Below are 25,533 nucleotides of genomic sequence, written 5' to 3'. Positions count from 1 at the left end.
GCGCAGGATGATTCAACTCAATGAGCTAACAAAGACCTTTAAAAACGGTAGAGGCATATTTCAATTAAACTTTGTAGTAAAGCGTGGGGAAGTTTTTGGTTTTTTAGGTCCAAATGGGGCAGGTAAGTCCACCACCATTCGTCATTTAATGGGATTCATAAAACCTGAAAGCGGCAACGCAGAAATTAATGGGCTTGATTGCTGGAGAAAGAGTGCAGAAATTCAACTTCATGTTGGTTATTTGCCAGGGGAGATTGCTTTTCCAGAAGGACTGAACGGATACCAATTGCTAAAGATGCTTGCAGGAATGAGGGGCATGAAGGATTATGGTACATCACTTGATCTACTAATTGAACGACTGCAGTTTGATGTTCGAACTCCATTTCGCAAAATGTCAAAAGGCATGAAACAGAAGGTCGGAATTGTAGCGACTTTCATGCACGACCCCTCGGTGCTTATACTTGATGAGCCAACATCGGGACTTGATCCTCTTATGCAGAATGTATTTATTGAACTGGTGAAGGAGGCAAAGGACGCTGGAAAGACAGTTATCATGTCGTCACATAGCTTTGAGGAAATCAATAGGACCTGTGACCGTGCAGGAATTATAAAAGACGGCCGTATTATCGCAATTGAAGATGTGCAGCAGCTGCAAACGATGCAAAGAAAAATGATTGATCTCACACTGGCTACGAAGCAGGACATCACTGTGATTCGCGAATCAAATTTGGAAATTGTTGATGAGGAAGGTCTTACTATAAAAGTGGCTTTGCAGGGAAATTACGATGAATTCATTCAAACCTTATCAAAGTGTAAAGTGAAGAATATGGATATTCATGCGCAGAAGCTTGAAGACATTTTTATGCATTATTATGTTCAAAAGGAGAGAATGGGATGAACACAGCACTATTTCTATCTACAGTGAAGAGAACCTATAGGCTGTTTGCAATATTTACAGCGCTCATCTTATTTTATTTGCTAGTTATCATGGGTATGTATACATCAAGTCTTGAATCTGATCCATTCGCCATGCTGCCCGAGGCTATGCGTGATGCGTTGGGGTTAAGCGCTGGTTTACATGGAATGACAGGATTTATAGCCACAGGCTTTTATGGCGTTACTTTTGTTGTTTTCATGATTATTTTATGTATCATCGCTGCAAATCAATTAATAGCTAATTTAGTAGATCGGGGTTCAATGGCTTATTTACTTTCTACACCTGTCTCAAGAAGCAAGATAGCGATAACTCAGGCCACTGTCCTGCTTACAGGGCTATTCATGCTTATATCAATTACAACGGCAGTGGGTTTAATAGCGGGCTCTATTTTAATTGATCAAGATGATTTCAACCGTTCAGCATTTATTCAAATCAATGCCATGGGGTTTTTATTGTTTTTTGCCATTAGCGGATATGCCTTCTTCTTTTCCTCTATATTCAACGAAGCGAAGCAATCGCTTCTCGCTTCGGGAGCGCTGTCAGTCGTATTCTACATGTTTCAATTACTTTCAAATATGTCCAATGATCTGAAATGGCTTGATCGATTTACTGTGCTTACTTTCTTTAAGCCGGCAGAAATAGCAGCTGGGAGCGCAGATCTTTTGCCAAGTATGATTGGTCTTGGTATGATTGGACTATTGTTTTATACGAGTGCTATTTATGTATTTAAAAGAAGAGATTTACCTTTGTAAGCTGAAGTAATTGGAGTAGGACAAGGAGAGCATTCATGAAATGGATTGCAGAAATGCCCTATTATAAGGTGGGGCGTGAAATCATCGGAAATGAGCAAATAACGGTGATAGATGAACGGTTCATCCATCTGTATGCAGATAAAATCACAACCCGATATCATGAGTTTCTTATCCGAGAGTTATTTGATATCTCGTACCGACATTTGGGCAGCACGGAAGGCTTCCTCTATTTGCATACAAAGCATGGAATATTTTCTTTTTCTATTAAAACGGACCCAACTGGCTTCATAAAAGTGGTTAGGGCTGCTATAAACAAAAAACATGAGCAGCATTAATCATCTAAACTGCGTATGGTTACGTGTTATTCTGACGTATTCACGCGGCCCATAAGGTGTTTTTGGATCAACAACGGGCTGTTGAGTATGCGAAGAGAAAATGGTATAGCCTTTATCAACTGGCGGAAATACTTGTTGATTAGTGTGTTTTATCTGAATGTGTGAATCCATAGCCCATGCAAGTCCAAAAAGAACAAGAAAAATAGTTACACTACTCCATACTCTAACGCAATACATCCTACATCACTCCTTCATCCAAAGTAATCCCCTCCCATGTGTGCTTTTATTCATCTGGCATGGTTTTCTTTTGACAATACTAGCTTTTAACGATACAATTGAAAATGGTTTTGCAAATAATTAAATAACTTTATTTTTCGGAGGAGCCTGCCAACAGCGGGCTCTTTTTGCTTTTTTTTTAGAAAATCGCGTGGAATTGAAGTATTTTTACTGAAAATGGGAAATGCTTATTAGGTTAAGTCAAATGATCTGGAGGGTTGAAATGTCTTTATTGCTGATCGCTGTTTTTTTACCTTTTATTGCAGCCGCTGTTAGTCCTCTTTTGCAAAAGCTGTTGCATCGTATGCATACAGGTTGGTTTGTTCTTACTATTCCTGTATTATTATTCTCATTTTTTCTGGGCCAAATTTCATCCATACAAAATGGAAATAGCATTTCCGATGCCATTCCTTGGATTCCATCGCTGGGTATTTCAATATCCTTGTATTTGGATGGATTAAGCTTATTATTTTCTTTGCTTATAACGGGGATTGGAGCTTTGGTTGTTCTTTATTCCATATTTTATTTAGATAAAAGAAAGGAAGCTATCAACACCTTTTATGTTTATTTACTTTTATTTATGGGAGCTATGCTTGGCGTTGTGCTGTCCGATAATCTCATTGTCCTCTACGGGTTTTGGGAGCTAACTAGCATTTCATCCTTTCTACTAATTGCGTTTTGGCATCGAAGGGATAAATCAAGATATGGCGCATTAAAATCCATGCTTATTACCGTATTTGGCGGATTATCCATGCTAGCCGGTTTTGTCTTGTTGTATGTGATGTCGGGGACGTTCAGTATTCGAGAAATAATAGGGAGTCTAGAGACTGTAACGAATCATTCGTTATTTTTACCTGCCATGATACTCGTTCTTATTGGCGCATTTACAAAATCAGCACAGTTTCCTTTTCATATATGGTTGCCGGATGCCATGGAAGCCCCAACCCCAGTAAGTGCCTATCTCCATTCCGCAACGATGGTTAAGGCAGGATTATATTTGGTCGCAAGGTTCAGTCCTGTATTTTCCGGGGAGGCTGCTTGGTTCTGGCTTATATCATTTGTCGGACTGCTCACCATGATTTACGGATCTTACCGGGCTATGAAACAAATAGACTTAAAGGCATTGCTGGCGTTTTCCACCATTAGTCAGCTTGGTCTCATTATGAGCTTACTGGGACTTGGATCGGCAGCAGCTTTCTACACCGGTGGAACGGACTCTCTTTTCTACACAAAAGCAACGATGGCGGCAATCTTCCATCTTATCAATCACGCAGTATTTAAAGGTGCTTTGTTTATGGTTGTTGGAATTGTAGACCATGGAACAGGAACAAGGGACATTCGGAAGCTGGGAGGCTTGATGTCCTTTATGCCGATCACTTTTTCAATAGCGCTTATTGGAACGTTTTCTATGGCTGGTTTACCACCATTTAATGGTTTTCTGAGCAAGGAAATGTTTTTTACGGCAGCGCTCAATATTAAACAGATGGATATTTTGGATTTACAGTTTCTTCTTGTTCTTGTGCCTGTTATTGCATGGATCGCAAGTATATTTACATTTATTTATTGTATGATTTTATTATTTAAAACCTTTAGAGGACCTGTACAGCTTGAGAAGCTTGAAGTTAAGCCGCATGAAGCACCTATGGGAATGCTGATCTCGCCGGTAATACTTGCATCGTTAGCGGTTGTGATTGGATTTTTCCCGAATTTGCTCGCTTATTCCTTAATTGAACCTGCTATGGCTGCTATCCATCCTAGCATGCTTCTGCCCGGTGAGCGTTTTCTTGTCTCCATTCATTTCTGGCATGGCTGGACGACTGAAATATATATGACAATCGGGGTTATTTTGATTGGAACAATTCTATTTAGGCTGCATCAGCGTCTGAAACTAATCAGTGAGCCATTGGTTCGCAAAATGACTCTAAACAAGATGTATGATGGAGGCCTCCATTTTCTAAATCGATTTTCTAACCATATAACGAATATGTATATGACGGGGTCTATCCGACATTACCTGATCTACATTTTTATGTTTCTTATCGTTTCGCTTGGCTATACCATGCTACAATCGCAAAACATGCAATTCGATTTCACCAACTTTGCGCCTACGTCGATGTATGAAGCCATTATTATTGTTGTTTTGATTTTATCGGTTATGGCTATACCCTTCACAAAGTCTAGAATGATGGCTATTATTTTAACCGGTACGGCTGGTTATATGGTTACTTTGTTCTTTGTCATTTTTCATGCGCCAGACTTAGCATTAACGCAGATGATCGTAGAGACCGTTTCTGTAACCTTGTTTCTACTGTGCTTTTACCATTTGCCGAAATTAAGCAAAGAAATTGCAGCTTTACGTTTTAGGCTGTCTAATTTTGCGATAGCTGTTGGTGTCGGTACGGTTATGACACTAATTGCGCTAAGCGCGAGCGGAAACCGTTCGTTTGATTCCATATCTGATTTTTTCTTGAAGGAAAGCTATCAGCTAGCTGGCGGGAAGAATGTTGTTAACGTTATTCTTGTTGATTTCCGTGGCTTTGACACCATGCTTGAAATTGTCGTGCTTGCTATCGCATCCTTCGGTATTTATGCCATGATCAAGCTTCAACTGGAGCCGGAGGGTGATGGGGTTGAACTCCCGAAATTTAGCAACAGGGGTAAGTTAGTATTTCCTGTGATAAAAAGTAATGATGTAATCCTTCAGACGATTTCCAAATTGGTTATTTCCATTATTTTAACCTTTTCAGTATATTTGTTTTTTGCAGGCCATAATAATCCCGGCGGGGGATTCATAGGAGCATTGATGGCATCAGCGGCTTTTGTACTACTCACCATGGCATTTGGTATCAAAACAATGCGGAAGGTCATCCCCATCGATTTCAAGATGCTGACAGCAGTCGGACTCGCAGTTGCAGTATTGACGGGAATAGGCTCTTTCTTTGTAAAAGCGCCATTTCTCAGCCATTCGTTCGGACATTTCATGCTGCCGATTCTAGGCGACACGGAGCTTGCAACAGCCATGTTATTTGATTTAGGAGTCTATTTAACAGTCATTGGCATCACAATGAACATTATTTTAACAATTGGGAGGGATAAGTAACATGGAATTATACATGTCACTGGCAATAGGCGTGATATTCACTGTCGGGGTGTATCTCGTTTTGTCCAAAAGCCTTCTTCGTATTATATTAGGCACATCTATTCTTACACATGGCGTTCATCTACTCTTGCTGACCATGTCAAGGCTGAAGACGGGCGATGCACCGCTGCTTGGAGAAAAGGCAGATGCTTATGTTGATCCCTTGCCACAGGCTCTTATTCTAACTTCGATCGTTATTAGTTTCGGTGTAACCTCATTTTTTTTCGTGTTGGCCTATAAAGCGTACCAGAAGCTGGGAACGGATGATATGGAGCAGTTGAGGGGGAAGGAAGATGAATAACCTATTGGTATTACCGCTTTTAATCCCGTTGTGTACCGCTGTTATTCTTTTGTTCTTTAATAAACAAATCGCATGGCAGCGATGGATCAGCACCATAAGTGTTTTGCTTAACCTAACCGTTTCAAGCGTGATCCTCTTTCAAGTGAAAATAGAAGGCATTCAGACGCTGTATATGGGAGGCTGGCTGCCGCCATACGGTATTGTATTTGTTGCTGATATGCTGGCTGCTTTAATGGTCCTAGCAACATCGGTAGTAGGTGCTTGCTGCTTGTTTTTTGCGTTTGGGACCATTGGAAAGGAAAGAGAGAAGTATTACTTTTATCCTTTTTTTCAATTTCTGCTTGTGGGGGTAATCGGGTCATTCCTAACAGGAGATTTGTTTAACTTGTTTGTTTGCTTTGAGGTCATGCTCATTTCCTCGTATGCTTTAATCGTTCTCGGAGGAACAAAGCGTCAGTTAAGGGAAACGTTAAAATATATTCTCATCAACATCCTATCCTCGACTTTATTTGTAGCTGCTGTTGCTTATTTGTATGGTGTCGTGGGCACGCTGAATATGGCAGACCTTTCCGTGAGAATAGGGGAGGTGGGGCAGGATGGCATTTTGAATGTAATTGCCATTATGTTCTTGGTTGTGTTTTCTTTAAAGGCGGGGCTTTTCTTATTTTTCTGGCTACCAGGCTCGTACAGCGTTCCTCCTGCAGCCATATCATCTTTATTTGCCGCATTACTCACGAAGGTTGGTCTATATGCGCTAATAAGAATGTTCACGCTCATTTTCTACAACGATCCGGCTGTTACGCATAGTTGGATCGCTTGGATGGCTGCAGCAACGATGATATTTGGCGCTTTTGGGGCAATGGCCTATTCAGATATATGGCGAATTTTAAATTATAATGTAATCATTAGCGTAGGTTTTATTGCGGTGGGTTTAGCGGTTGGCACGGAGGATGCGTTAAACGGAGCGGTATTCTACTTGCTGCATGATATGGCGGCTAAAGCGCTGCTGTTTATCCTGGGTGGGACTCTTGTTATTACAGCTGGAACCAGTCGCTTGACTGAAATGGGTGGACTCATAAGGCGTTATCCGCTCATGGGGTGGATGTTTTTTATTGCTGCGCTTGCAATAGCCGGAATCCCACCATTAAGCGGGTTTACAGGCAAACTGCTTATCATCAAGGACGGCTTTCAGGAAGGTTACTTTTGGTTGATGGCAGTGTCTCTTGCTTCAAGTTTTATTGTTCTTTATTCGCTAATAAAATTATTTATGGCCGCTTTCTGGGGAGAAGAGGGACAAATGGTCTCTGCTTTACCGAAACTCAATAACGGATTTATTCTAACGGCTGGAGGCATGAGTTTACTCCTTATTGTTATGGGACTCGGTTCGGAATGGGTATATGAGTTCGTTTCAGAAGCAGGGAATACGCTTAGCAGCCCTGCAACATATATTGATGCTGTACTAAGGAGTAGATGATATGGCTTTACAAATCCTATTGAATTTTATTATAGCCGTCGTATGGATGTTTTTGCATAATGAATGGTCATTTCCTAGGTTTACAATCGGCTACGTGATCGGTGCTGCGATTATGGGACTTCTTAGCCGCATTTGGCCACATGATTTTTATTTAAAGAGAGCTTGGGCAGTTATTAAGTTGCTTATTTTATTTACGAAAGAGCTATTCGTATCCAGTTTTGTCGTTATGGGACTTATCATAAAACCTAAGTTATCCATTCGTCCAGGAATCATAGCTCTACAGACTGAACTTAAATCAGATTGGGAAATTACAGTACTTTCCTGTTTAATCTGTCTGACACCAGGCACGTTGACGCTAGACGTATCTAGAGATGGACGAACTTTGTATATTCACGCAATGGATATTAATGATGCAGAGCTGCTTTCTCAGCAAATTAAGGATTCTTTTGAAAAAGCCATTATGGAGGTGACGCGTTAATGTTATATCCTATGTTGCTCGTATCACTCGCTATTTTATCACTAGCCATATTAGGATGCTTGTATCGGCTGCTATTAGGACCCTCCATACCGGATCGGATTGCCGCTTTGGATACCATTGGTGTTATTTTATTATCGATGATAGCCGTGATTAGTATGCTGCTGAAAACAAAAACGTATTTCGATATTATTCTTCTAATTGGTATTTTAACCTTTATCGGAACAACTGCTTTTGCAAGATATATCGAGAGGGGTGTAGTCATTGAGCATGGAGATGATAAGTAAGCTAGGAGAACTGCTCCTTGGATTGGTTATCTTGTTTGGTTCACTAATTAGCGCACTAAGTGCATTTGGTCTTATAAGGCTGCCAGATGTTTACTTAAGATCACATGCAGCCACTAAAAGCGCGACGCTAGGCGTTTTGCTTATTTTAATCGGTACATTTCTCTATTTTATGTTTTATTTGGAGCATTCAAGCGCTAAGCTGCTACTTGGCATCGTGTTCGTATTCATAACAGCGCCGGTAGCTGGTCATTTGAACGGAAGGGCTGCGTATCGGTCCGGCGTTGCATTATGGGTGGACAGCACGCAGGATGATTTGAAGGATGCTCTGAAAAAAGAACAACGAATGTAAGAATTCATGAGTTTAACCAATCCTTTATTCAATATCAAATAGTCATTACCATAGTTCATGATTTATTCTTAAGTGCTAGTTTTATCAAAGCCACCAGAAAGATAAGTGTTGTTAACCCGCCTTCTATCGATAATGCGACATAAGGAAACCAATAACTTAAATATTTATCAACGATGTAGCTATCTTGGCTATATGGAAATACTGGACTGAAAATAATGACAGCCCCGAAAATGAATATCCATTTTTTGTGGGAACGGTTTTTAAAAAGTTGTGCTGTGCCAACGGTTAATGAATAAAATAATGTCGAAATTGTAATAAACGAGCCAGAAATGAAAATGAGAAGAAGTAATACTTCAATTCGTTCAAAAATAATAAATTGAGAAACTCTAGATAGGATATAGATAGGATTTTCGAATTGTCCGGCCATAAAGGGTCCCATAACAGCAATACTATACAAAAGGTAAAGCGTCATGATAAAAGCACCTAGAATAACTGCAGAAATTTTCACTTGAAGTGTTTTCTCAGGTGTCTTCATATGCGGCATAAGCATTCCCATGATAATACAAATCCCAAACCAGCTTCCTGGATAAATGGCCCCATTTAAAGCAGGCATGAAACCATTCTCAAATTGAGGAAATAAATATCCAATATGAAAATAAGGGATTGAGCTGGCAAACAAGATAAGTGATGTCAGTAATACCAATACACCTATAATCTGACTCAGGCGGGCAATGGACTCAATACCTTTCCCAGCGGCTGACCCTGCACAAAGAGTCATGGTTATTGAGAACACAATTCGAGGGGTATCTGGCATAAATGATCTCGACAAAAAGTCGCAAAATATCCACATAGCTGTGATAATGACAACTAGAAAAAATAGCAGAAAAATTAAATTGATGATTCTTCCTAGAAAGCCCATTATTTCATTGGTATATTCAACTAAAGATTGATTGCGGTGTTTTAACCCTAGCCAATAAAGTATAGAAGCAACACAAATATCAATGATTGTACCTAAAGTCATAGATAGCCAAAGGTCCTGTTTTACTTTTCCTACGAGCTGGCTTGGGACAGAAAAGAAACAGAGAGATGCTATTGCCACAAATATGATAAAAAAGAATTGTCCATTCGAAATTTTATTTTTAATCATTTCGGTCGTCCTTTTTTATTATGCCATCTATAAGCAAACCTGATTTTGTTAAATGAGCTTCAGTGCTGACAGTGATTTTAATTGATTTCATCTCTGATTCCCATTTTGCTCCAAGTGATTTCCATTTGTCGGGATAAGAACGATGAACGACTTCTCCAAAGCCGACTACATCACTCTGATAAGAAACAAATATTTTATGTAATGTTTTTTTAATTTCTTTCTCCAGGTATTGGTTTAATTTTGTTTCAATAGTATGAGATATCTTTTTGGAGGATAAATCTAGTTCTTTTGTAGAAGTTTTTATGTGCGCGTCACATTTCATCTGAGTTTTCATAATTAATTGTCCGTTTTGAAATTGTGGAGTCATTTTAATATGAATGTTTTTTAAATCAAAATCTATGTACTCATCCTTCATTATTTTGACTTGTATGACTCCAGTTTTGGTTGAGTGAGAAAGCCAATTAACTATTCGACTCTCATCTGATGAAAGCCAGCCCGACATTTTATAGCCATTAAAAACAGCAAGCTGCCCGATTTCCATTATCATTTGATTTGAATTCGTTGAATAAGGTAATAAACCAGGGGCCACAGCCTCGTAACTGGATTGATCCAACCGCGATAAAAATTCGTATAATTCAATTCCACCACGTGCAGTTATGTTTGTTTTATCTTTCAAATAGGCCTTCCATTCATCTGCAGAAACGGAAAGGAGTTCCTTAGAATTGCTTAGAGTATTAATTGCGGAAATGTCAGAAACGAGTACCCAACTATTAAAATTTTGGTTAGGCTCTCTCCAAAAGTAATCAACAATATCTTTGAGTCCATTTCTAGCTAGTTTTTCGCTGAGAAGAATCACTCTAGTTTGAGAAAAAAACAAGTCTTTTTTAGAATGTTTTTTTATAACTTCTATGGCTTCGTGAATTGTATTTCCAGTTGCGGAATAAACGGCAACAGCCCTACGTTGCTGAGTAGCTCCCCCAGCTGCAACTGGGAGAGTCGGATTAACAAGCTGGACGGAAACCTGTAATTTTTTATCTTCATTTAAATCTAAACCTATAGCTGACACTACAGTAATTTGATCGAAATTAATTTGACTCCAGCATCCGCTTAATATTATTGTTATGGTAACTGCAAAGAAGCATTTGAAATAACGGATAACCACGGATGAACCTCCCTGAGTCTTATATGTTATTTGTGTTTTTTTCGAAGAGTAAACCATGGTATGCGAACGAATGTTCCTATGGCTTCTTTAGGCTTAAAGGGTGCAAATGGAGCGAGGTATGGCATACCCACTGATTTAATAGATGTAAGGTGAATTCCTAATAAGAACAAACCGATCATAATTCCATACAGTCCTAGAAAGGAAGCTAAAATAATCATAACAAAGCGCAGTAAACGAATAGTGGCTGATAAAGAAATGGACGGGATTGTAAATGAGGCAATTGCGGTTCCCGCCACTACAATTACTGAAGGTGATGAAATAATCCCTGCTTTAACCGCTGATTCCCCAATAACCAAGGCTCCAACAATGCTAATTGCCGAACCAATGGATTTTGGCATTCGAATGCTGGCTTCCCTCAAACCTTCAAAAGTCAATTCCATAAGAAAAGTTTCCATAAGTAGTGGAAATGGAACGCCATCTCGAGCTGAAAGAATACTGCTTAAAAGTTGGGGGGGTAACATTTCAGGATGATAAGTGAGCACCCCTAAATAAGATGCTGGCAATAATAACGTAATTAAAAAACCTGTGAATCGAAGCCAACGTATGAATGTTGCAATAGGATAAGCTAAATATAAATCTTCAGTTGTTTTAAGTAGATGAAAAAGTGTGCAGGGAAGGACTAACGCAAATGGAGTACCATCAACAATAATGGCTACTCGCCCTTCAAGAATTGCACCTGCAACATCATCTGGTCGCTCAGTACTATATACGGTTGGGAAGAAAGAATAGGGGCTATCTTTAATTAAGTCCTCAATATACTGCGATTCTAATATGGCATCGATGTCAATGTGCTCAAGCCGCTTCCGGATTTCTAGAACAGTATCTGGATGTGCCCGATTATGAAGGTACATCATTGCAATTTTTGTATTAGAGATATTACCGATGCAATGATTCTCAACTCGAACCATTTTATTTCTCACACGACGACGGATTAGAGAGATATTTACATCAATTGATTCCACAAAACCATCTCTTGGTCCACGAATAACACTTGCTGAAGCAGGTTCATCAATATTTCGAGTCTCTAAACCTTGTGTATTTGCAGCAATCATGAGATCAATTCCCTCTATAATTACAATTGACCACCCATTTATGAGTAAAGGAATTAACTTTTCATTGGTTGATATATGTAAGACTTCGGTCGTTGTTATTAAAGAATTACTAATAAATCTTACTGTTTCCTCATCTTGATCAAGAATATTTATCTGTCTGCTGCCGTTTAAAAGCGGTGAAATGATATTTTCATTTAAGTTTTGTTTGTTAATCAGTCCATCTATCCATATGATCAAAGTAGGTAGTTTTTCAGTTCCGATTTGACACTCTCTGACGGAAAGATCTGAACTATATCCGAGTTCTTGCTCTATATATTCAAAGGCGTGTTTTAATTGACTATTGAAGTTTCTCATGGAGTTCTCCTTTAAAATTTCATTTGTCACTTAAGAGTAGTATGGCTTAAATTGGTTATAATATTCGACAATCAAACATTGAATGAACAGCAGGAACGTAAGTTGCATTAATACTATTGGACGTTAGAGGTCATTTGACAAAAGTAATAATATACTTTAGATTAAGCATATTAAAAATTACATTTTCAACAACGGAGGAGCCTGCCAACAGCGGGCTCTTTCTGCGTTTTTAAGACATTGTATAAGAAGAGAGGAAACTAATATGCAGAGGGTATCATTAAGAATGAGCTTAATGTTAATTCTCATTGTAGTCATTGGTCTTGGACTTCCAGTATATGAAAACGAAAAAATACAGAAACATAGCTCAACAGCAATATCTGCCATTGAAAAAGTGCGGGGCGATGGATTTATATTCTACAATAAATTTGGGTGCAGAATATGTGAAATTAACAACAAGAGGCTGGACTTGGGTAAACGGAGGAAGTTTTGGTTCAAGCGATATTGTATTGGGTCTCGAAACGGATAAAGCTAGGAGTGTAAGCTTAAAAGCTCAATATTTAGAGAAGGGCAATGAAAGAACAGGGGTTGATTCCCCATTACCGCTTATATATGGAGTTGTTCAAAGTCCTGATATTACGAGAATTTCGATTCAGGATAATACTGCAGGTATAACGAGGCAAGCAACAATAATTGAAGTGGAAAAACATTTTAAATTATTTTATGTATTTGTTGATGAAATTAAAGGTGAGCAATTCGATATATTGGGTTATAGACCCGATGGGAGTATTGAAATAATTGAGAAGTTGAACGACTCTTTAGTAAATCAAAACAGTACCGAAATTGATGGTTAATAGGGTACTAACAGCTCCAGAGGGCATTTTCGGATTAGATAAGTAAGCTCGCCCTCCAAAATACATCTGACGAATTAAGGGCTGGTTGTTAGCCGATGATTAGCGTTTATATTTATAGAAATGCTACAATAAGTAAAAAAACAGATGCATGTGAAGAAGAGAGGACATTGTTATGGAAAATACTAAAACGGGAACTGAGCGGTTCAAGCAATTTATTTTGAACAATAAGTTTGTCTTGTTTCTGCTCGTTTTGCTGCTTGTTGGGCTCAATATTATGGTGATAACAAAAATTTCATATATTTTCACACCATTTACTATTTTGCTCAAGACTCTAGTTCTACCGGTCATACTAGCGGGAATCGCTTATTATTTGCTGAACCCTGTTGTTGATTTTCTAGAGCGGAGAAAGGTGAATAGAATCTATTCGATTATTGTATTATTTATGATTGCAGCAGGTTTAATTACGATACTACTCGTTGCGGTAATTCCGCTTCTAAGTGATCAAGCCGTGAGCTTCGTTAATAATTTCCCTAAATACGGTGAGCAGCTCCGCCATATATTTGAGGATTTTATGGGCAGCGCAGGTTTTCTTCAAGTTCAGGAGTGGTTTAACTTAAACCCTGCCGAGCTAACAGGCAATATAACGGAGAAAGCAACATCATTGCTAAATAGTACGCTATTGAGTCTCGGCTCATTTGTTGGGGCGCTTAAGGAAATTGTTCTCGCGATTCTGCTGCTGCCATTTATTTTGTTTTATTTGTTAAAGGACGGAAAGCACTTGCCGCAGGCGATTGTCAGGTTTCTGCCTGGTCAGGTACAGCCACAGACGAAACGAATTATGGCGGAAATGAATGGTCAAATCAGCAGCTATATTAGAGGACAAATTATAGTGAGTTTTTGTATCGGTATTTTGTTATACATTGGCTATTTAATCATCGGCCTGGAGTACTCTCTTGTACTTGCTCTTGTCGCTGCGTGTACGAGCATTATCCCCTATTTGGGCCCGGCGATTGCCATTACACCTGCACTTGTTGTAGCTATGGTAACATCACCGGTGATGCTGTTAAAGATGATTATCATTTGGACAATTGTTCAGTTTATTGAAGGTAAATTTATTTCTCCACAAATTATGGGCAAAAGCTTGCGAGTTCATCCGATTACGATCATTTTCGTTATTTTAACAGCAGGCAATTTATTTGGTCTTGTAGGAATCGTATTGGCAGTACCCGGATATGCGGTTATTAAGGTTGTTGTCATTCATCTGTTTGTATGGTTTGAAAATAATTCTTCTCTTTATAAAAAGAAGTACAACAGCGATCAGCTCCTATAATAAGCGGAAACGCAAGAGCAGCTTGTTATACAGGTATACGATGCCGTATGCAAGCAAGTAGGACAGAAAGGTAAACCCGATATTCCAGCCGTTACCGTAGGATTGAGGCTACAGAGCCGATGGGGAATATCAGCAGTATCGTTTTTGGACTTTTGCGAATGAGGAATAGGGCTGCCAGCCAAGGAATGATGAACCCGAAAAATATGTTGTTTAACATCAGAAATCTCTCCCTTAACCTTTTTGGTTAGCGTTCCCTGAATAACGAGCAGCATACGTTGTAAACAAAAACAAGGACGGTGCCTGAAGACACCGTCCTTGTTCAACTTATACTCCGCCTATATTTTTGCGAGAAACTTCTTGTGCATACAAAATGTATTTATAAAAAATTACGCTCATCCAGCTTCTGTTTTGAGTAGAGGAATTGGCGACGTTATCGTAAGCTCAACCTTGTTAATTCGATGCTTGCTTACTTCGCGAACAGTAAAGATTAGATTTTGAAAGCTGAATTGCTTGCCAGGCTTAGGCTCTTCCATTTCACTGAACAACCAGCCGCCAATCGTATCAACCTCTTCATGCGTAAGTTCGGAACCAATCAAATCACCAAGCTCTGTGAGCGATACTTTGCCATCCAGCAAATACGAGGTTTCTGATAGCTTGTCAATGTTCTTGCGTTCATCCGCATCAAATTCATCTCTAATATCGCCAACGATTTCTTCCAAAATATCCTCAATGGTCACAAGCCCAGATGTACCGCCGTATTCATCGACTACAATCGCAAAGTGTACTCGCTCCTGTTGCATTCTTGTCAGCAGCGTCTTGACCGGCAATACCTCAGAGACAGACATGACTGGTTGAATGAGCGTTTGCAGATCAATATCTTTGTTTTCCTGATACTGTAGAAATAACTGCTTCGTATTGATCATTCCGACAATATTATCTTTGCTGTCGCCAGCTACCGGGAAACGAGTGTATTGTTCCTTGCGAATGATAGCCATATTTTCCTGGAGCGTGTTGTTCTTATATAAGACGGTCATATCCATACGCGGAACCATAATTTCTTTCGCCAAAATTTCATCAAAGGCAAAAATCCGGTTTACATAGCCATATTCCGTATTGTTAATTTTCCCGCTTTCTAAGCTGTCGGTCAAAATAATTTGAATTTCTTCCTCAGTATGGGCATTCTCATGCTCATTGGTAGGCTTTAAGCCTAATAAGCGAACTAAAGCATTCGCAGAGCCGTTTAATACCCAGATAAACGGGTACATAACTTTATAGAAAAAAATAATTGGCTTTACAATAGCGAAGCTGACGAGCTCTGCCTTTTGAATGGCGATGCTCTTGGGAGCAAGCTCACCGATAACGACGTGAATAAAGGTAACTCCTATAAACGCGATTAGAAACGATAAAATATGACTGATATCGCTATTCATATTCCACTTATCGAATAGAGGGAGCAGCAGTTTCTCAACGGTAGGCTCTCCAAGCCAACCTAGTCCGAGTGCTGTAATCGTGATGCCGAGCTGACATGCGGATAGGTAACCATCCAAATTGCTTATTACTCGTTGAACGGCAAGTGCGTTTTTTTTGCCCTCAACGACTAATTGATCGACGCGACTGGAACGAAGCTTGATGATGGCAAACTCAGTAGCTACGAAAAAAGCGGTTAACACAACTAGCAAAGCAACTAAAAATAGATTAAATCCTATACCCATAATGAATATTCACAATCCTTCTTATTCAAATTTTATTTGATTCTCTTAATAGTACGAACTTTCAGGAAATTCATCAAACCGCTGTTTAAGTGATTAAAGGCGCAATTAGCTCAATTAAACTGATTTGGAGAGGCTGGCAGATCAATATTAGCCAATATCTCAGTTTTACGGGATCATCAGTATGGTTTTATGAATAGTTCATATGAACTTGTTCTGAAAAGTAAAAAAGAACGGCACTCGGCCGTTCTTTTTTACTAGACATTTTAAAACTTATTAGCCTGCTGCTCGGACCAATCGCCAATGACGGGCAGCTTGCTTAGCTTGCCTTGCAGTGTTAGCAGCATGAGTCCAATCCATAGGACAAAGCTGGCTAATGAAAGCAGAGCGCCAAGGAGCCACCCGAGTATAGGGATAAATCCAAGGAAAATACTAATCACGATCAATGCTACGCTTACGACAATCGATTGAACAGCGTGCAATCTAACGAATCGGCTCTGTTTCTCCAGCACTAAAAATATGATGCCGGTTATAAAGCCCCCAAGATAGCAAAGCAAGCCCGCTACCTTCGGGTCTAGACCGGTTGATGATTTGTCTGGTTGTATAGTTGGAGGCTGGTCCAAAAGAATCATCCTTTCTTTATACATATACTTGCAATGATTGTATTCGTCACAAAATGCTAATAGACCTTTTTTATTTTGAAAAAATATTAAGGTGAAACGGCTGTCGCCTTCTTTTGGCGGCGCTGCGCGTTTCATTCCGGAGAAATATAGAGATAGTAAGGCGAAATGATTTACTTTCTATATTTTAAAAAAAGGAAGAAATTCATTGTAAAAGTTTTGTAACCTGTTCTAAACTATTTTCGTTTAAAATGAGAGGATGTAATAATAAAACCATATTTCAGTTAGGGGCAGTCTCATATTATGAATAGACGTAAATGGATATACCTCTCGTCATCCGTAGTGCTTATCCTTCTCGCCGTGGTTTTCTTTAACCGCACTGCTTTAACGATGCTTGGGTTTGATTGGTTCCTTCAAGGCCATGTGGAAAAACAGCTGGAGCAAACTTATAAACCAATCGTTGGACGGGAACCCGTTCCAGTTAGTACAATAGATAAAGAGCAGGATCCTTTCTCTGTGCTTCTGCTTGGCGTGGATCAGCGCGGCAAAGAAATCGGACGATCAGACACAATGATTTATACTGTTGTGCGTCCTTCTGATGGAGATATTCTAATGGTCTCTATTCCGCGGGATACGTATGTGGAAATTGTAGGCAGGGGCAGAGAAGATAAGATTACACATGCATTTGCTTTCGGAGGAGCGGGAATGGCGATGGATACCGTTGCGAAGTTTTTTGACGCGCCTATTCATTACTACGCATCTATTAACTTTGAAGGCTTTCGCAATGTAATTGATACACTTGGCGGAATCTCTCTTCCAATTGAAGAGGATATGGTAAATGATGATCCTGATCACGAAAAGTTTGTCATTAGGGGCGGTCAAGACACTTATAATGGTCAAGATACGCTTAATTATGTTCGGTACCGTGAGGATGCTGGCGGTGATATGAGCCGTATGGAGCGTCATCAAATATTTCTGAACCTTCTGATGGATAAAGCGAAGCAAATGAATCAATGGTCAAAGGTACCGGATCTTATGAACATCATGGGCGATAATTTCAGTACAGATATGCTTCCGCAGCAGCTTGTAGATCTAGGCCAAGGGATTTTGCAGGCGAAGGAGCGTAACATTTACAGCCATTCACTATTAGGAAATGGGCATCGCTTGAAGGATGGCGGAGCCTGGTATTATTTCGCCGATGAAGAGGATTTAACGAAGGTGCAGACGATGATTAAGAGCTGGTTAAATGCGGATACGCCTGAAGCTAGCCTTGTTTTTCCGGATAAATACGCGGTGAACAAGGTTAAGGAGGTAGGGGTGCTATCGAGCAGTGACACCCCAATCAAACAGCCCTAGTGCTGCTTGCTCCGATCCGTCAGCAGCCTTCGAGGGCTTAGGAAAAGGAAAGAGCAAACGGAACGGAGTTGTTGGTGAAGATGAATATAGCCTTTTTTTTATTGCCTAAACAGGATGTCGTGTGTTTTACACAGGATACGACTTTAAGACAGACGCTGGAACGTATGGAATATCATCGCTATACCGCGGTGCCTATCATTAATGAAGACGGCGGTTATGCAGGAACGGTCACTGAAGGAGATCTGCTTTGGTATATCAAAAGTCGTACAGATCTCACGCTCGATCAGACAAACAAAGTAAAGCTGCTCGATGTGCCTTTGCGCATCAATAATAAATCCGTACGGATCGATTCGAATATGAATGATCTCATTTCGTTAGCCAAGGTCCAAAACTTTGTCCCGGTTGTGGATGATATGAATCGGTTTATCGGCATTGTACGTAGAAGCGAAATTATTGATTATTGTCAAAAAATCATTATGGAACAGCACAATATTTTGCAGGATCAATAGTCATTGATTGAGCTGTAGAGCATAATAAGGTACTATTCTCAGAGCATGCAGGGCAATATAACATAGAAAAAAGACGGATCGCAGCTGCTATTCCGTCTTTTTCGCTTTTGCACAATGATTGGAATGTACGTGATAAGTTTAGCTTTTATGCTATAATGAGATGTAAAAGTTTCGTAAGAAACCAGATTCTATGAGCAAGAGGTGAACGGTTTGAAAACCGGCTTGAAACCAGTGTTGTGGAGCTGTGCAGCACTCCTTTTATTATTGTCCCTTGCAGTACCTGTACTTAACCTCATTAGCTTGCTGCTGATGATGTTGCCGCTCGTAGTACTGTATACGACCCTGCCTCCAAAGTCCTTTGGTCTGCATATGCTTGCAGTATGGGTGCTCGCGTTTGTCATCGGAGGACCGGCTACGCTAATTATTGGGTTGTTTTTCTTAATACCTTCAATTGTGATGGGTTACTTGTACATGAAGCAAGCGACTGCCTCAAGAGTTGTTAGGTCGGTAGGTGTTGTAATTCTTGCTCAATTGATGCTTGAACTGCTTATATTCGAGATCTTCTTGGATATTTCCCTTCTCAAGGAAATGGGCACAATCGTACGAAGCACGTTTGCTGACTTGATGACACAAGGTCTGATCCCGTCCGATTGGGATTCCAGCTTAACGGAAATCGTTATTCAGACGATGATTAATTCCATTCCTGTTGTTTTTATTATGATGGCTTTTGGCTATACGGTCATTACGCAATTCATGGCGCGCCGCCTGGTAAGATGGAGCGGAGGACCGGCTACGCCAAGATTTACACGCGCAAGAGAGTGGCGCTTGCCGCGCTTGCTGGTTGTGCTGTATCTCATTACTTATGTCATGGAGCTATTCTCCTCTACGACAAGCAGCTCATTCTTTTCCGTCGCACTATTGAACTTACTCCCATTGCTTAGTTATCTTTTTGCGTTTCAGGCTGTCGGATTCTTCTTCTTCCTTGCTCATCAGAGAGGATGGAATAAAGCCATACCGGTGCTCATTGCTATTCCGGTGCTTTTGTTCCCGCCGCTTAGCATAATTGGTGTGCTGGACACTGCTTTTCCAATCCGAAAGTCGTTTACGAAACCATAGCACAGGAGCGGATCGGAAATGCCGAAGTTTTTGGTAACACGGTGGCACGGAATGCATCAAATATGGGCTTTCGTAATTATGGTGCTGATGTCAGTAGCGCTCGCATGGTTTGAGTGGCTGCTGGGACTGCTGGGGCTTTTATTAACCGGTGGTGCTTTGTTTTATACCATCATGGCGGAGCGGGCGTTCCGTAAAGATCTAAAGTCGTATTTAGGTACTTTGTCTTATCGAGTGAAGAAGGCGGGCAACGAGGTTATTAGCGAGCTCCCTTTTGGCATTATTTTATATAACGAGGAACGAACGGTTGAATGGCATAATCCTTATATCGCGGTTCTGATGGAGAAGGAAAATGTAATTGGCGTGCCGCTTGCAGATCTTTTTCCATCCTTGCAGCAGGTTAAGGAACGTGAAGGGACCATCGAGGCAACAGTGGGCTCTCATGTTTATCAGCTTATTTTCAAACCGAAGGAACGGATTCTGTATGTGCAAAATATTACCGAGCGTTGGCAGCTAGCACGGAAATATGATGACGAGAAGCTGGTTCTGGGCATCGTGATGATCGATAACCTGGAGGAAGTTACTCAAGGGCTTGATGACCATCAGCGCAGCTCGATGCTGGCGAAGGTAACTACAGAGATTACGGAATGGGCGCAAAAATATCAAATATTTTTGAAAAGGCTGACTTCCGATCGGTTTCTTCTCGTTACGGATCAGAAGAAGCTGAAGCAGCTGGAGCAATCCAGATTTGTTGTTTTAGATGAAGTTAGAGAAATTACCGGCGACCATAAAATACCTGTGACGCTTAGCATTGGCTTCGCCGCTGGTGCCGAGCACATTATTGAACTGGGCCAGTGGGCACACTCCAGCCTTGATATCGCTCTTGGACGCGGCGGCGACCAAGCTGCTGTTAAGGTTGGCAGTCGTCAATCCTTCTACGGCGGCAAGTCCAATGCTGTAGAGAAGCGGACACGCGTTAGGGCAAGGGTCGTTGCCCATGCGCTTCGTGATTTGATACGTGAGAGCCATAATGTAGTCATTATGGGGCACAAGATGCCTGATATGGATGCTATCGGAGCAGCGATCGGGGTTATGAAGGCGGCGCAGCTGTTCGGTAAAGAAGCTTACATTGTATTGGAAGGCATCAATCCAGCCATTCAGAAAATGATGGAGCTTATTAAAGAGGATGAGAAGCTTTCCAAGCGCTTCGTGTCGCCAGAGCAAGCGTCATCGCTAATTACACCAGAGACGCTTGCCGTTGTCGTTGATACGCATAAAGCGTCGATGGTGAAGGAGCCGAAGCTTCTTACCCAAACGGAGCGTATCGTTATCGTCGATCATCATCGTCGCAGCGAGGAATTTATCGCAAATGCGATATTAGTGTACATGGAGCCTTATGCGTCTTCAACCTGCGAGCTCGTGACCGAGCTGCTCCAATACATTCATGATCGCGTTGTACTCGATGTACGGGAATCAACGGCATTGCTCGCGGGCATTACCGTTGATACGAAGAGCTTCTCGCTTCGAACAGGTGCAAGGACGTTTGAAGCGGCATCGTTCCTTCGCCGTAATGGCGCAGATTCCATGATGATTCAAAGGATGCTGAAGGAAGACCTTGAGGAATATGTACGCAAGGCAGAAATTATAAAGCATGCTGAGGTGCTTTATGAGCATGTTGCCATTGCAGTAACGGAAGGCGGTCGTAAATATTCACAGCTGCTCATTGCGCAATCGGCAGACACGCTGCTGAATATGACGGATATACTTGCTTCCTTTGTCATTGGGGAGCGCCAAGACGGACTTATTGGCATTAGCGCTCGCTCGCTTGGCCATATGAATGTTCAGGTTGTCATGGAAAGAATGGGCGGCGGTGGCCATTTGACGAATGCTGCTGCACAGCTTGAGGGATCAGTTATAGAGGTTGCTCGGCGTCTGAAACAGGTTTTGGACGAAATTGAAGAGGAAGAGGGGTTATTTGAATGAAAGTAATCTTTTTGCAGGATGTTAAAGGACAAGGGAAAAAAGGGCAAGTGAAGGATCTTTCCGAAGGATATGTACGTAATTTTCTATTGCCGCAAGGACTAGCGAAGCTGGCTTCAGACGGTAACCTTAAGACGCTTGAGGTTCAGAATGCTTCTGAGCAAAAGCGTAAGGAAAAAGAAAAAATAGATGCGCAAGCACTTGGCAAGAAGCTGGAAGAAATGACAGTCGTCATCAAAACAAGAGCTGGCGAGGGCGGAAGATTGTTTGGTGCTATTACGAGCAAGCAAATCGGTGAAGCGCTGGCAGCGCAAGGCATTAAGGTCGACAAGCGTAAGATCGAGCTTGACGATCCGATCCGGACGCTAGGCGTTACACAGGTGATCATAAAGATTCATCCTGAAGTGAAAGCAAAGGTAAACGTTCAAGCAGTCGAGGAATAGAAGGATGAGCATGTTTACGAAGTAAGTTTTCTACGAAAACTAAGATGATGCTTACGAAGTAAGTTTTCTTCGAAAACTTTTAGGAGGGACCAATGAGTACAGAGCTGATGTTTGACCGAGTTCCACCGCAAAACTTAGAAGCTGAACAAGCTGTCATCGGGGCAATATTACTGCAATCGGAAGCTCTTATTACGGCGATGGAGCGGGTGCGCAGCGAAGACTTCTATAGTGGTCCCCATAGACAAATCTATGAAGCGATGGTCGAGATCGCAGAAAACAACCAGCCGGTTGACCTCGTGACCTTAACCGCACACCTGCAGGATCAGCATTTGCTTGAGGAAATTGGCGGCGTCAGCTATTTGGCGAAGCTTGCCAATTCGGTGCCGACGGCGGCCAATGTGGACTATTATGCACAAATCGTCGAAGAGAAATCAATGCTCAGACGCTTGATTCGAACAGCTACCAATATCGTATCGGATGGTTATGCGAATTCTGAGGACGTTGGAGTATTGCTCGGAGATGCGGAGAAAAAAATTCTCGAAATATCAAATCGCCGTTCAGGAAGCGGATTTATTTCTATCCGGGATGTATTGATGGAGGTATTCGAGAAGGTTGAGCAATTGTATCAGGATAAAGGCGGTACGACGGGCATCCCGTCTGGCTTTACAGATTTGGATCGGATGACCGCGGGTTTCCAGCGAAGCGATTTAATAATCGTTGCTGCCCGTCCTTCTGTAGGTAAAACGGCGTTCGCGCTTAACGTAGCGCAAAATGTCGGCGTCCGCGCCCGCGAGACCGTGGCCATCTTCAGTCTGGAGATGTCGGCCGCTCAGCTGGTTCAACGTATGATCTGTGCCGAAGCTAACGTTGATGCTCAGCGCATGCGTACGGGCCACCTAGAAGGCGACGACTGGGAAAAGCTAACGATGGCCATAGGTTCCTTGTCCGAAGCGCAAATCTTTATCGATGATACGCCAGGGATTACGGTAGCCGAGATTCGTGCGAAATGCCGTCGTTTAAAGAAGGAAAAAGGCCTTGGCATGATTATGATCGATTATTTGCAACTGATCTCCGGTCGCGGTAAAGCAGGCGAGAATAGGCAGCAGGAGGTATCTGAAATTTCACGTACCTTGAAGCAAATTGCACGTGAGCTAGAAGTTCCTGTTATCGCGCTCTCGCAGCTTAGTCGGGGCGTTGAGCAGCGTCAGGACAAGCGTCCAATGATGTCTGATCTCCGGGAATCGGGTTCGATCGAGCAAGATGCTGATATCGTATCCTTTCTTTACCGGGATGATTATTACGATAAAGAGTCGGAGAAGAAGGATATTATCGAAATTATTATCGCTAAGCAGCGGAATGGGCCAGTCGGTACGGTAGAGCTGGTTTTCCTCAAAAAATACAATAAATTCGTAAGTATCGATCGAGCACATCAAGATCCGATGCAAGCGTCATGAATTCCCGAACAATTGCATGGGCAACTATGCAATTGTTCGTTTTTTGTTTGACTTCTCGAAGCTGTACTGCTACACTATTAATGCTGTCTTTTGACTGACATCACGAGCCCTTAAATGAAGGAAACTTTGTGCTGCAGCATGATGATGGTAATTTTCGGTGTCATAAACACCGGACGGGGGTATTATTATGTCTACGGTTGTTGTTGTTGGTACACAGTGGGGAGACGAAGGTAAAGGCAAAATCACTGATTACTTGGCAGAGGGAGCCGACGTCGTCGCTCGTTACCAAGGGGGAAACAATGCCGGACACACGATCCTTATTGATAACAAAAAATACAAATTGACGATGATTCCATCGGGTATTTTCAATCATAATAAAACTTGCGTTATCGGCAACGGAATGGTTATTAATCCAGAAGCGCTGATCGACGAAATTAACTATATTCATGAAAATGGCTTCTCAACTGAAAACTTGAAAATTAGTGATCGCGCGCACGTCATTATGCCGTATCACCTCATTCTTGACGGTCTTGAGGAAGACCGCAAGGGCGATAACAAAATCGGCACAACGCGTAAAGGGATTGGCCCTTGCTACATGGACAAGGCGGCTCGCAACGGTATCCGTATCGCTGATTTAATGGATGCTGAGGAATTTGAAGCAAGAGTTCGCAGCGTTGTAGTTGAGAAGAACCAATTGATCGAGCAGGTTTATGGCGGAGAGCATCTTGATGCTGACACTATCATTCAAGCTTATCTGGGCTATGCAGAAATTTTGCGTCCTTATGTAACGGATACGTCTGTTGTATTGAATAACGCGATTGACGCTGGTCAGAAGGTATTGTTCGAAGGCGCTCAAGGCGTAATGCTCGATATCGACCAAGGAACTTACCCGTATGTAACGTCCTCCAACCCATCGGCTGGCGGCGTATGTATCGGTTCAGGCGTTGGTCCATCGAAAATCCAGCAGGTTATCGGCGTAGCCAAAGCGTATACTACTCGTGTAGGCGATGGTCCGTTTCCAACCGAGCAGGATAATGAAATTGGCCAGCTTATTCGTGATAAAGGCCATGAATACGGCACAGTAACCGGTCGTCCACGCCGTGTAGGCTGGTTCGATACGGTAGTGGTTCGTCATGCGCGCCGTGTTAGCGGAATTACAGGTCTTTCACTCAACTCGCTTGACGTATTGACAGGTATTGAAACGGTGAAAATTTGCACAGGCTACAAATTGCGCGGCGAGGTTATTGATACCTACCCTGCAAGCTTGAAAATGGTATCCGAGTGCGAAGCTATTTACGAGGAGTATCCAGGCTGGTCAGAGGATATCTCTGGCGCGAAAACGCTTGAGGATCTTCCGGCAAATACGTTGAACTACTTGAACCGTATCTCTGAGCTTACCGGCATTCCAATCGCGATTTTCTCGGTTGGCCGCAATCGTGAGCAAACAAATCCAGTTCTCCCGATTTACGAATAGAATAAAAATCCTCAAAGATGGCCCCCTGGGCCATCTTTTTTTTTTATAGATAAGAATTTATAAGTTTTTAATTATAAATAGGCTTATCTATCACTGCGAAGCTATGGATTATCGGAATCTGTTGATACCGATGCTGCGCGAGCAACCGGAGAGCGCAGCATGAATTCTAACGGAAACCAGAGACGCTAAAGCACCATTTTTGGATAGCTTCACTTTTTAACGGAACAGGGAGACGCTATTACGCAGAAATGAAGCGAGATCCGGCATGTAGGGTACAAATAGAGGCCCGTGTTTCCGTTAGAATCTTGAAACGACAAATAAAGGCGATTTAGCGTCTGTGGTTTCCGTTAGAGGTGTGAGCGTCTGCGATTTCAATTCAACCGTTATAACTTGAACTTACAGAATGACTACTGACGCAGCGCCCCAAACATAGATCTCCAGTTCAACTTATCTCGTTGGGTTACTTTAGCTTTCTTTCTCCGGTTCTTAGATTGGTCGTGCTAGCTCGATGGGTTCAGCGCTATAGGGAGAGGGCTACGCTGCAGTTTTTACAACGTAATCGACGTTACCAGCCTAACTAAGGCACGTACACTG

23 protein-coding genes are annotated in these 25,533 nt (G+C 41.6%); 18 read left to right on the top strand and 5 right to left on the bottom strand.

Going from position 1 to position 25,533, the window contains the following annotated elements; all coding sequences use genetic code 11:
- Positions 1-7: 7 nt before the first annotated feature.
- The 9 genes from MHI37_RS30885 to mnhG all read left to right on the top strand — a co-directional run bounded on the left by MHI37_RS30885 (position 8) and on the right by mnhG (position 8,325).
- Positions 8-898 carry an ABC transporter ATP-binding protein gene (locus MHI37_RS30885; RefSeq protein WP_076338411.1) on the top strand — a complete coding sequence of 297 codons (891 nt, stop codon included), beginning with the start codon at positions 8-10 and terminating at the stop codon, positions 896-898.
- Positions 895-1,689, top strand: coding sequence for an ABC transporter permease subunit (locus tag MHI37_RS30880; RefSeq protein ID WP_076338410.1), 795 nt, complete (start codon positions 895-897; stop codon positions 1,687-1,689). The genes MHI37_RS30885 and MHI37_RS30880 overlap by 4 nt, the downstream gene beginning before the upstream one ends.
- Before the next feature lie 35 nt (positions 1,690-1,724).
- Positions 1,725-2,024 carry a hypothetical protein gene (locus MHI37_RS30875; RefSeq protein WP_076338409.1) on the top strand — a complete coding sequence of 100 codons (300 nt, stop codon included), beginning with the start codon at positions 1,725-1,727 and terminating at the stop codon, positions 2,022-2,024.
- Between the two features lie 499 nt (positions 2,025-2,523).
- Positions 2,524-5,400, top strand: a complete 2,877-nt coding sequence (locus MHI37_RS30870) for a Na+/H+ antiporter subunit A (RefSeq protein ID WP_076338407.1) — start codon at positions 2,524-2,526, stop codon at positions 5,398-5,400.
- A gap of 1 nt (position 5,401) precedes the next feature.
- Complete coding sequence (locus MHI37_RS30865; protein WP_076338406.1) at positions 5,402-5,740, top strand: Na(+)/H(+) antiporter subunit C; 339 nt, start codon at positions 5,402-5,404, stop codon at positions 5,738-5,740.
- Positions 5,733-7,214: a Na+/H+ antiporter subunit D gene (locus tag MHI37_RS30860; protein WP_076338405.1), complete on the top strand. Its 1,482-nt coding sequence runs from the start codon at positions 5,733-5,735 to the stop codon at positions 7,212-7,214. Before MHI37_RS30865 ends, MHI37_RS30860 begins: the two co-directional genes overlap by 8 nt.
- Position 7,215: 1 nt before the next feature.
- Positions 7,216-7,692 carry a Na+/H+ antiporter subunit E gene (locus MHI37_RS30855; RefSeq protein WP_076338404.1) on the top strand — a complete coding sequence of 159 codons (477 nt, stop codon included), beginning with the start codon at positions 7,216-7,218 and terminating at the stop codon, positions 7,690-7,692.
- Positions 7,692-7,976, top strand: coding sequence for a Na(+)/H(+) antiporter subunit F1 (locus MHI37_RS30850; RefSeq protein WP_076338403.1), 285 nt, complete (start codon positions 7,692-7,694; stop codon positions 7,974-7,976). Before MHI37_RS30855 ends, MHI37_RS30850 begins: the two co-directional genes overlap by 1 nt.
- Complete coding sequence (gene mnhG, locus MHI37_RS30845; RefSeq protein ID WP_076338402.1) at positions 7,960-8,325, top strand: monovalent cation/H(+) antiporter subunit G; 366 nt, start codon at positions 7,960-7,962, stop codon at positions 8,323-8,325. The genes MHI37_RS30850 and mnhG overlap by 17 nt, the downstream gene beginning before the upstream one ends.
- 55 nt (positions 8,326-8,380) lie before the next feature.
- Here mnhG and MHI37_RS30840 read toward each other — a convergent pair whose 3' ends face one another.
- The 3 genes from MHI37_RS30840 to MHI37_RS30830 are packed head-to-tail and all read right to left on the bottom strand — an operon-like array spanning position 8,381 to position 12,100.
- A complete protein-coding gene (locus MHI37_RS30840) occupies positions 8,381-9,472 on the bottom strand; it encodes an endospore germination permease (protein WP_076338401.1) in 1,092 nt (363 codons plus the stop codon).
- Positions 9,465-10,634, bottom strand: a complete 1,170-nt coding sequence (locus MHI37_RS30835) for a Ger(x)C family spore germination protein (RefSeq protein WP_076338400.1) — start codon at positions 10,632-10,634, stop codon at positions 9,465-9,467. The genes MHI37_RS30840 and MHI37_RS30835 overlap by 8 nt, the downstream gene beginning before the upstream one ends.
- A gap of 26 nt (positions 10,635-10,660) precedes the next feature.
- On the bottom strand, positions 10,661-12,100 hold the full coding sequence (locus MHI37_RS30830) for a spore germination protein (protein ID WP_076338399.1): 1,440 nt from the start codon (positions 12,098-12,100) through the stop codon (positions 10,661-10,663).
- A gap of 335 nt (positions 12,101-12,435) precedes the next feature.
- Here MHI37_RS30830 and MHI37_RS30825 point away from each other — a divergent pair, with 335 nt between their 5' ends.
- Both MHI37_RS30825 and MHI37_RS30820 read left to right on the top strand, forming a co-directional pair.
- Positions 12,436-12,951 (top strand): hypothetical protein, encoded by a 516-nt coding sequence (locus MHI37_RS30825; RefSeq protein WP_144023746.1) that lies wholly within the window; start codon positions 12,436-12,438, stop codon positions 12,949-12,951.
- Positions 12,952-13,123: 172 nt separating this feature from the next.
- The gene (locus tag MHI37_RS30820; RefSeq protein WP_076338397.1) at positions 13,124-14,281 is read left to right on the top strand and encodes an AI-2E family transporter; all 1,158 of its coding nucleotides are present in this window, start codon (positions 13,124-13,126) and stop codon (positions 14,279-14,281) included.
- 392 nt (positions 14,282-14,673) lie between these two features.
- Here MHI37_RS30820 and MHI37_RS30815 read toward each other — a convergent pair whose 3' ends face one another.
- Together MHI37_RS30815 and MHI37_RS30810 are read right to left on the bottom strand one after the other, a co-directional pair.
- Complete coding sequence (locus MHI37_RS30815; protein WP_076338396.1) at positions 14,674-15,993, bottom strand: hemolysin family protein; 1,320 nt, start codon at positions 15,991-15,993, stop codon at positions 14,674-14,676.
- Positions 15,994-16,256: 263 nt separating this feature from the next.
- Positions 16,257-16,622, bottom strand: a complete 366-nt coding sequence (locus tag MHI37_RS30810) for a DUF4870 domain-containing protein (protein WP_256710625.1) — start codon at positions 16,620-16,622, stop codon at positions 16,257-16,259.
- 291 nt (positions 16,623-16,913) lie between these two features.
- Between MHI37_RS30810 and MHI37_RS30805 the strand changes: the two genes are divergently transcribed.
- The 7 genes from MHI37_RS30805 (at position 16,914) to MHI37_RS30775 (ending at position 24,939) form a co-directional block, all read left to right on the top strand.
- Positions 16,914-17,966 carry an LCP family protein gene (locus MHI37_RS30805; RefSeq protein WP_076338394.1) on the top strand — a complete coding sequence of 351 codons (1,053 nt, stop codon included), beginning with the start codon at positions 16,914-16,916 and terminating at the stop codon, positions 17,964-17,966.
- Between the two features lie 80 nt (positions 17,967-18,046).
- The gene (locus MHI37_RS30800) at positions 18,047-18,475 is read left to right on the top strand and encodes a CBS domain-containing protein (RefSeq protein WP_076338393.1); all 429 of its coding nucleotides are present in this window, start codon (positions 18,047-18,049) and stop codon (positions 18,473-18,475) included.
- A 201-nt stretch (positions 18,476-18,676) separates the two neighbouring features.
- Entirely contained in the window at positions 18,677-19,591 is a 915-nt protein-coding gene (locus MHI37_RS30795) for a DUF2232 domain-containing protein (protein WP_083676423.1), read from the top strand.
- A gap of 18 nt (positions 19,592-19,609) precedes the next feature.
- Positions 19,610-21,571 (top strand): DHH family phosphoesterase, encoded by a 1,962-nt coding sequence (locus tag MHI37_RS30790; protein ID WP_076338391.1) that lies wholly within the window; start codon positions 19,610-19,612, stop codon positions 21,569-21,571.
- Complete coding sequence (rplI, locus tag MHI37_RS30785) at positions 21,568-22,011, top strand: 50S ribosomal protein L9 (protein WP_076338390.1); 444 nt, start codon at positions 21,568-21,570, stop codon at positions 22,009-22,011. Before MHI37_RS30790 ends, rplI begins: the two co-directional genes overlap by 4 nt.
- Before the next feature lie 92 nt (positions 22,012-22,103).
- Positions 22,104-23,465, top strand: coding sequence for a replicative DNA helicase (dnaB, locus tag MHI37_RS30780; protein WP_054025738.1), 1,362 nt, complete (start codon positions 22,104-22,106; stop codon positions 23,463-23,465).
- A 187-nt stretch (positions 23,466-23,652) separates the two neighbouring features.
- Positions 23,653-24,939 (top strand): adenylosuccinate synthase, encoded by a 1,287-nt coding sequence (locus tag MHI37_RS30775; protein WP_076338389.1) that lies wholly within the window; start codon positions 23,653-23,655, stop codon positions 24,937-24,939.
- Positions 24,940-25,533 lie beyond the last annotated feature (594 nt).

Origin of the sequence: Paenibacillus sp. FSL H8-0548 (genome assembly GCF_038630985.1) — a bacterium.
GTDB lineage: Bacteria > Bacillota > Bacilli > Paenibacillales > Paenibacillaceae > Pristimantibacillus.
Note: the sequence above shows the minus strand (reverse complement) of the source record. Positions and strands in the feature narration are given on the sequence as shown.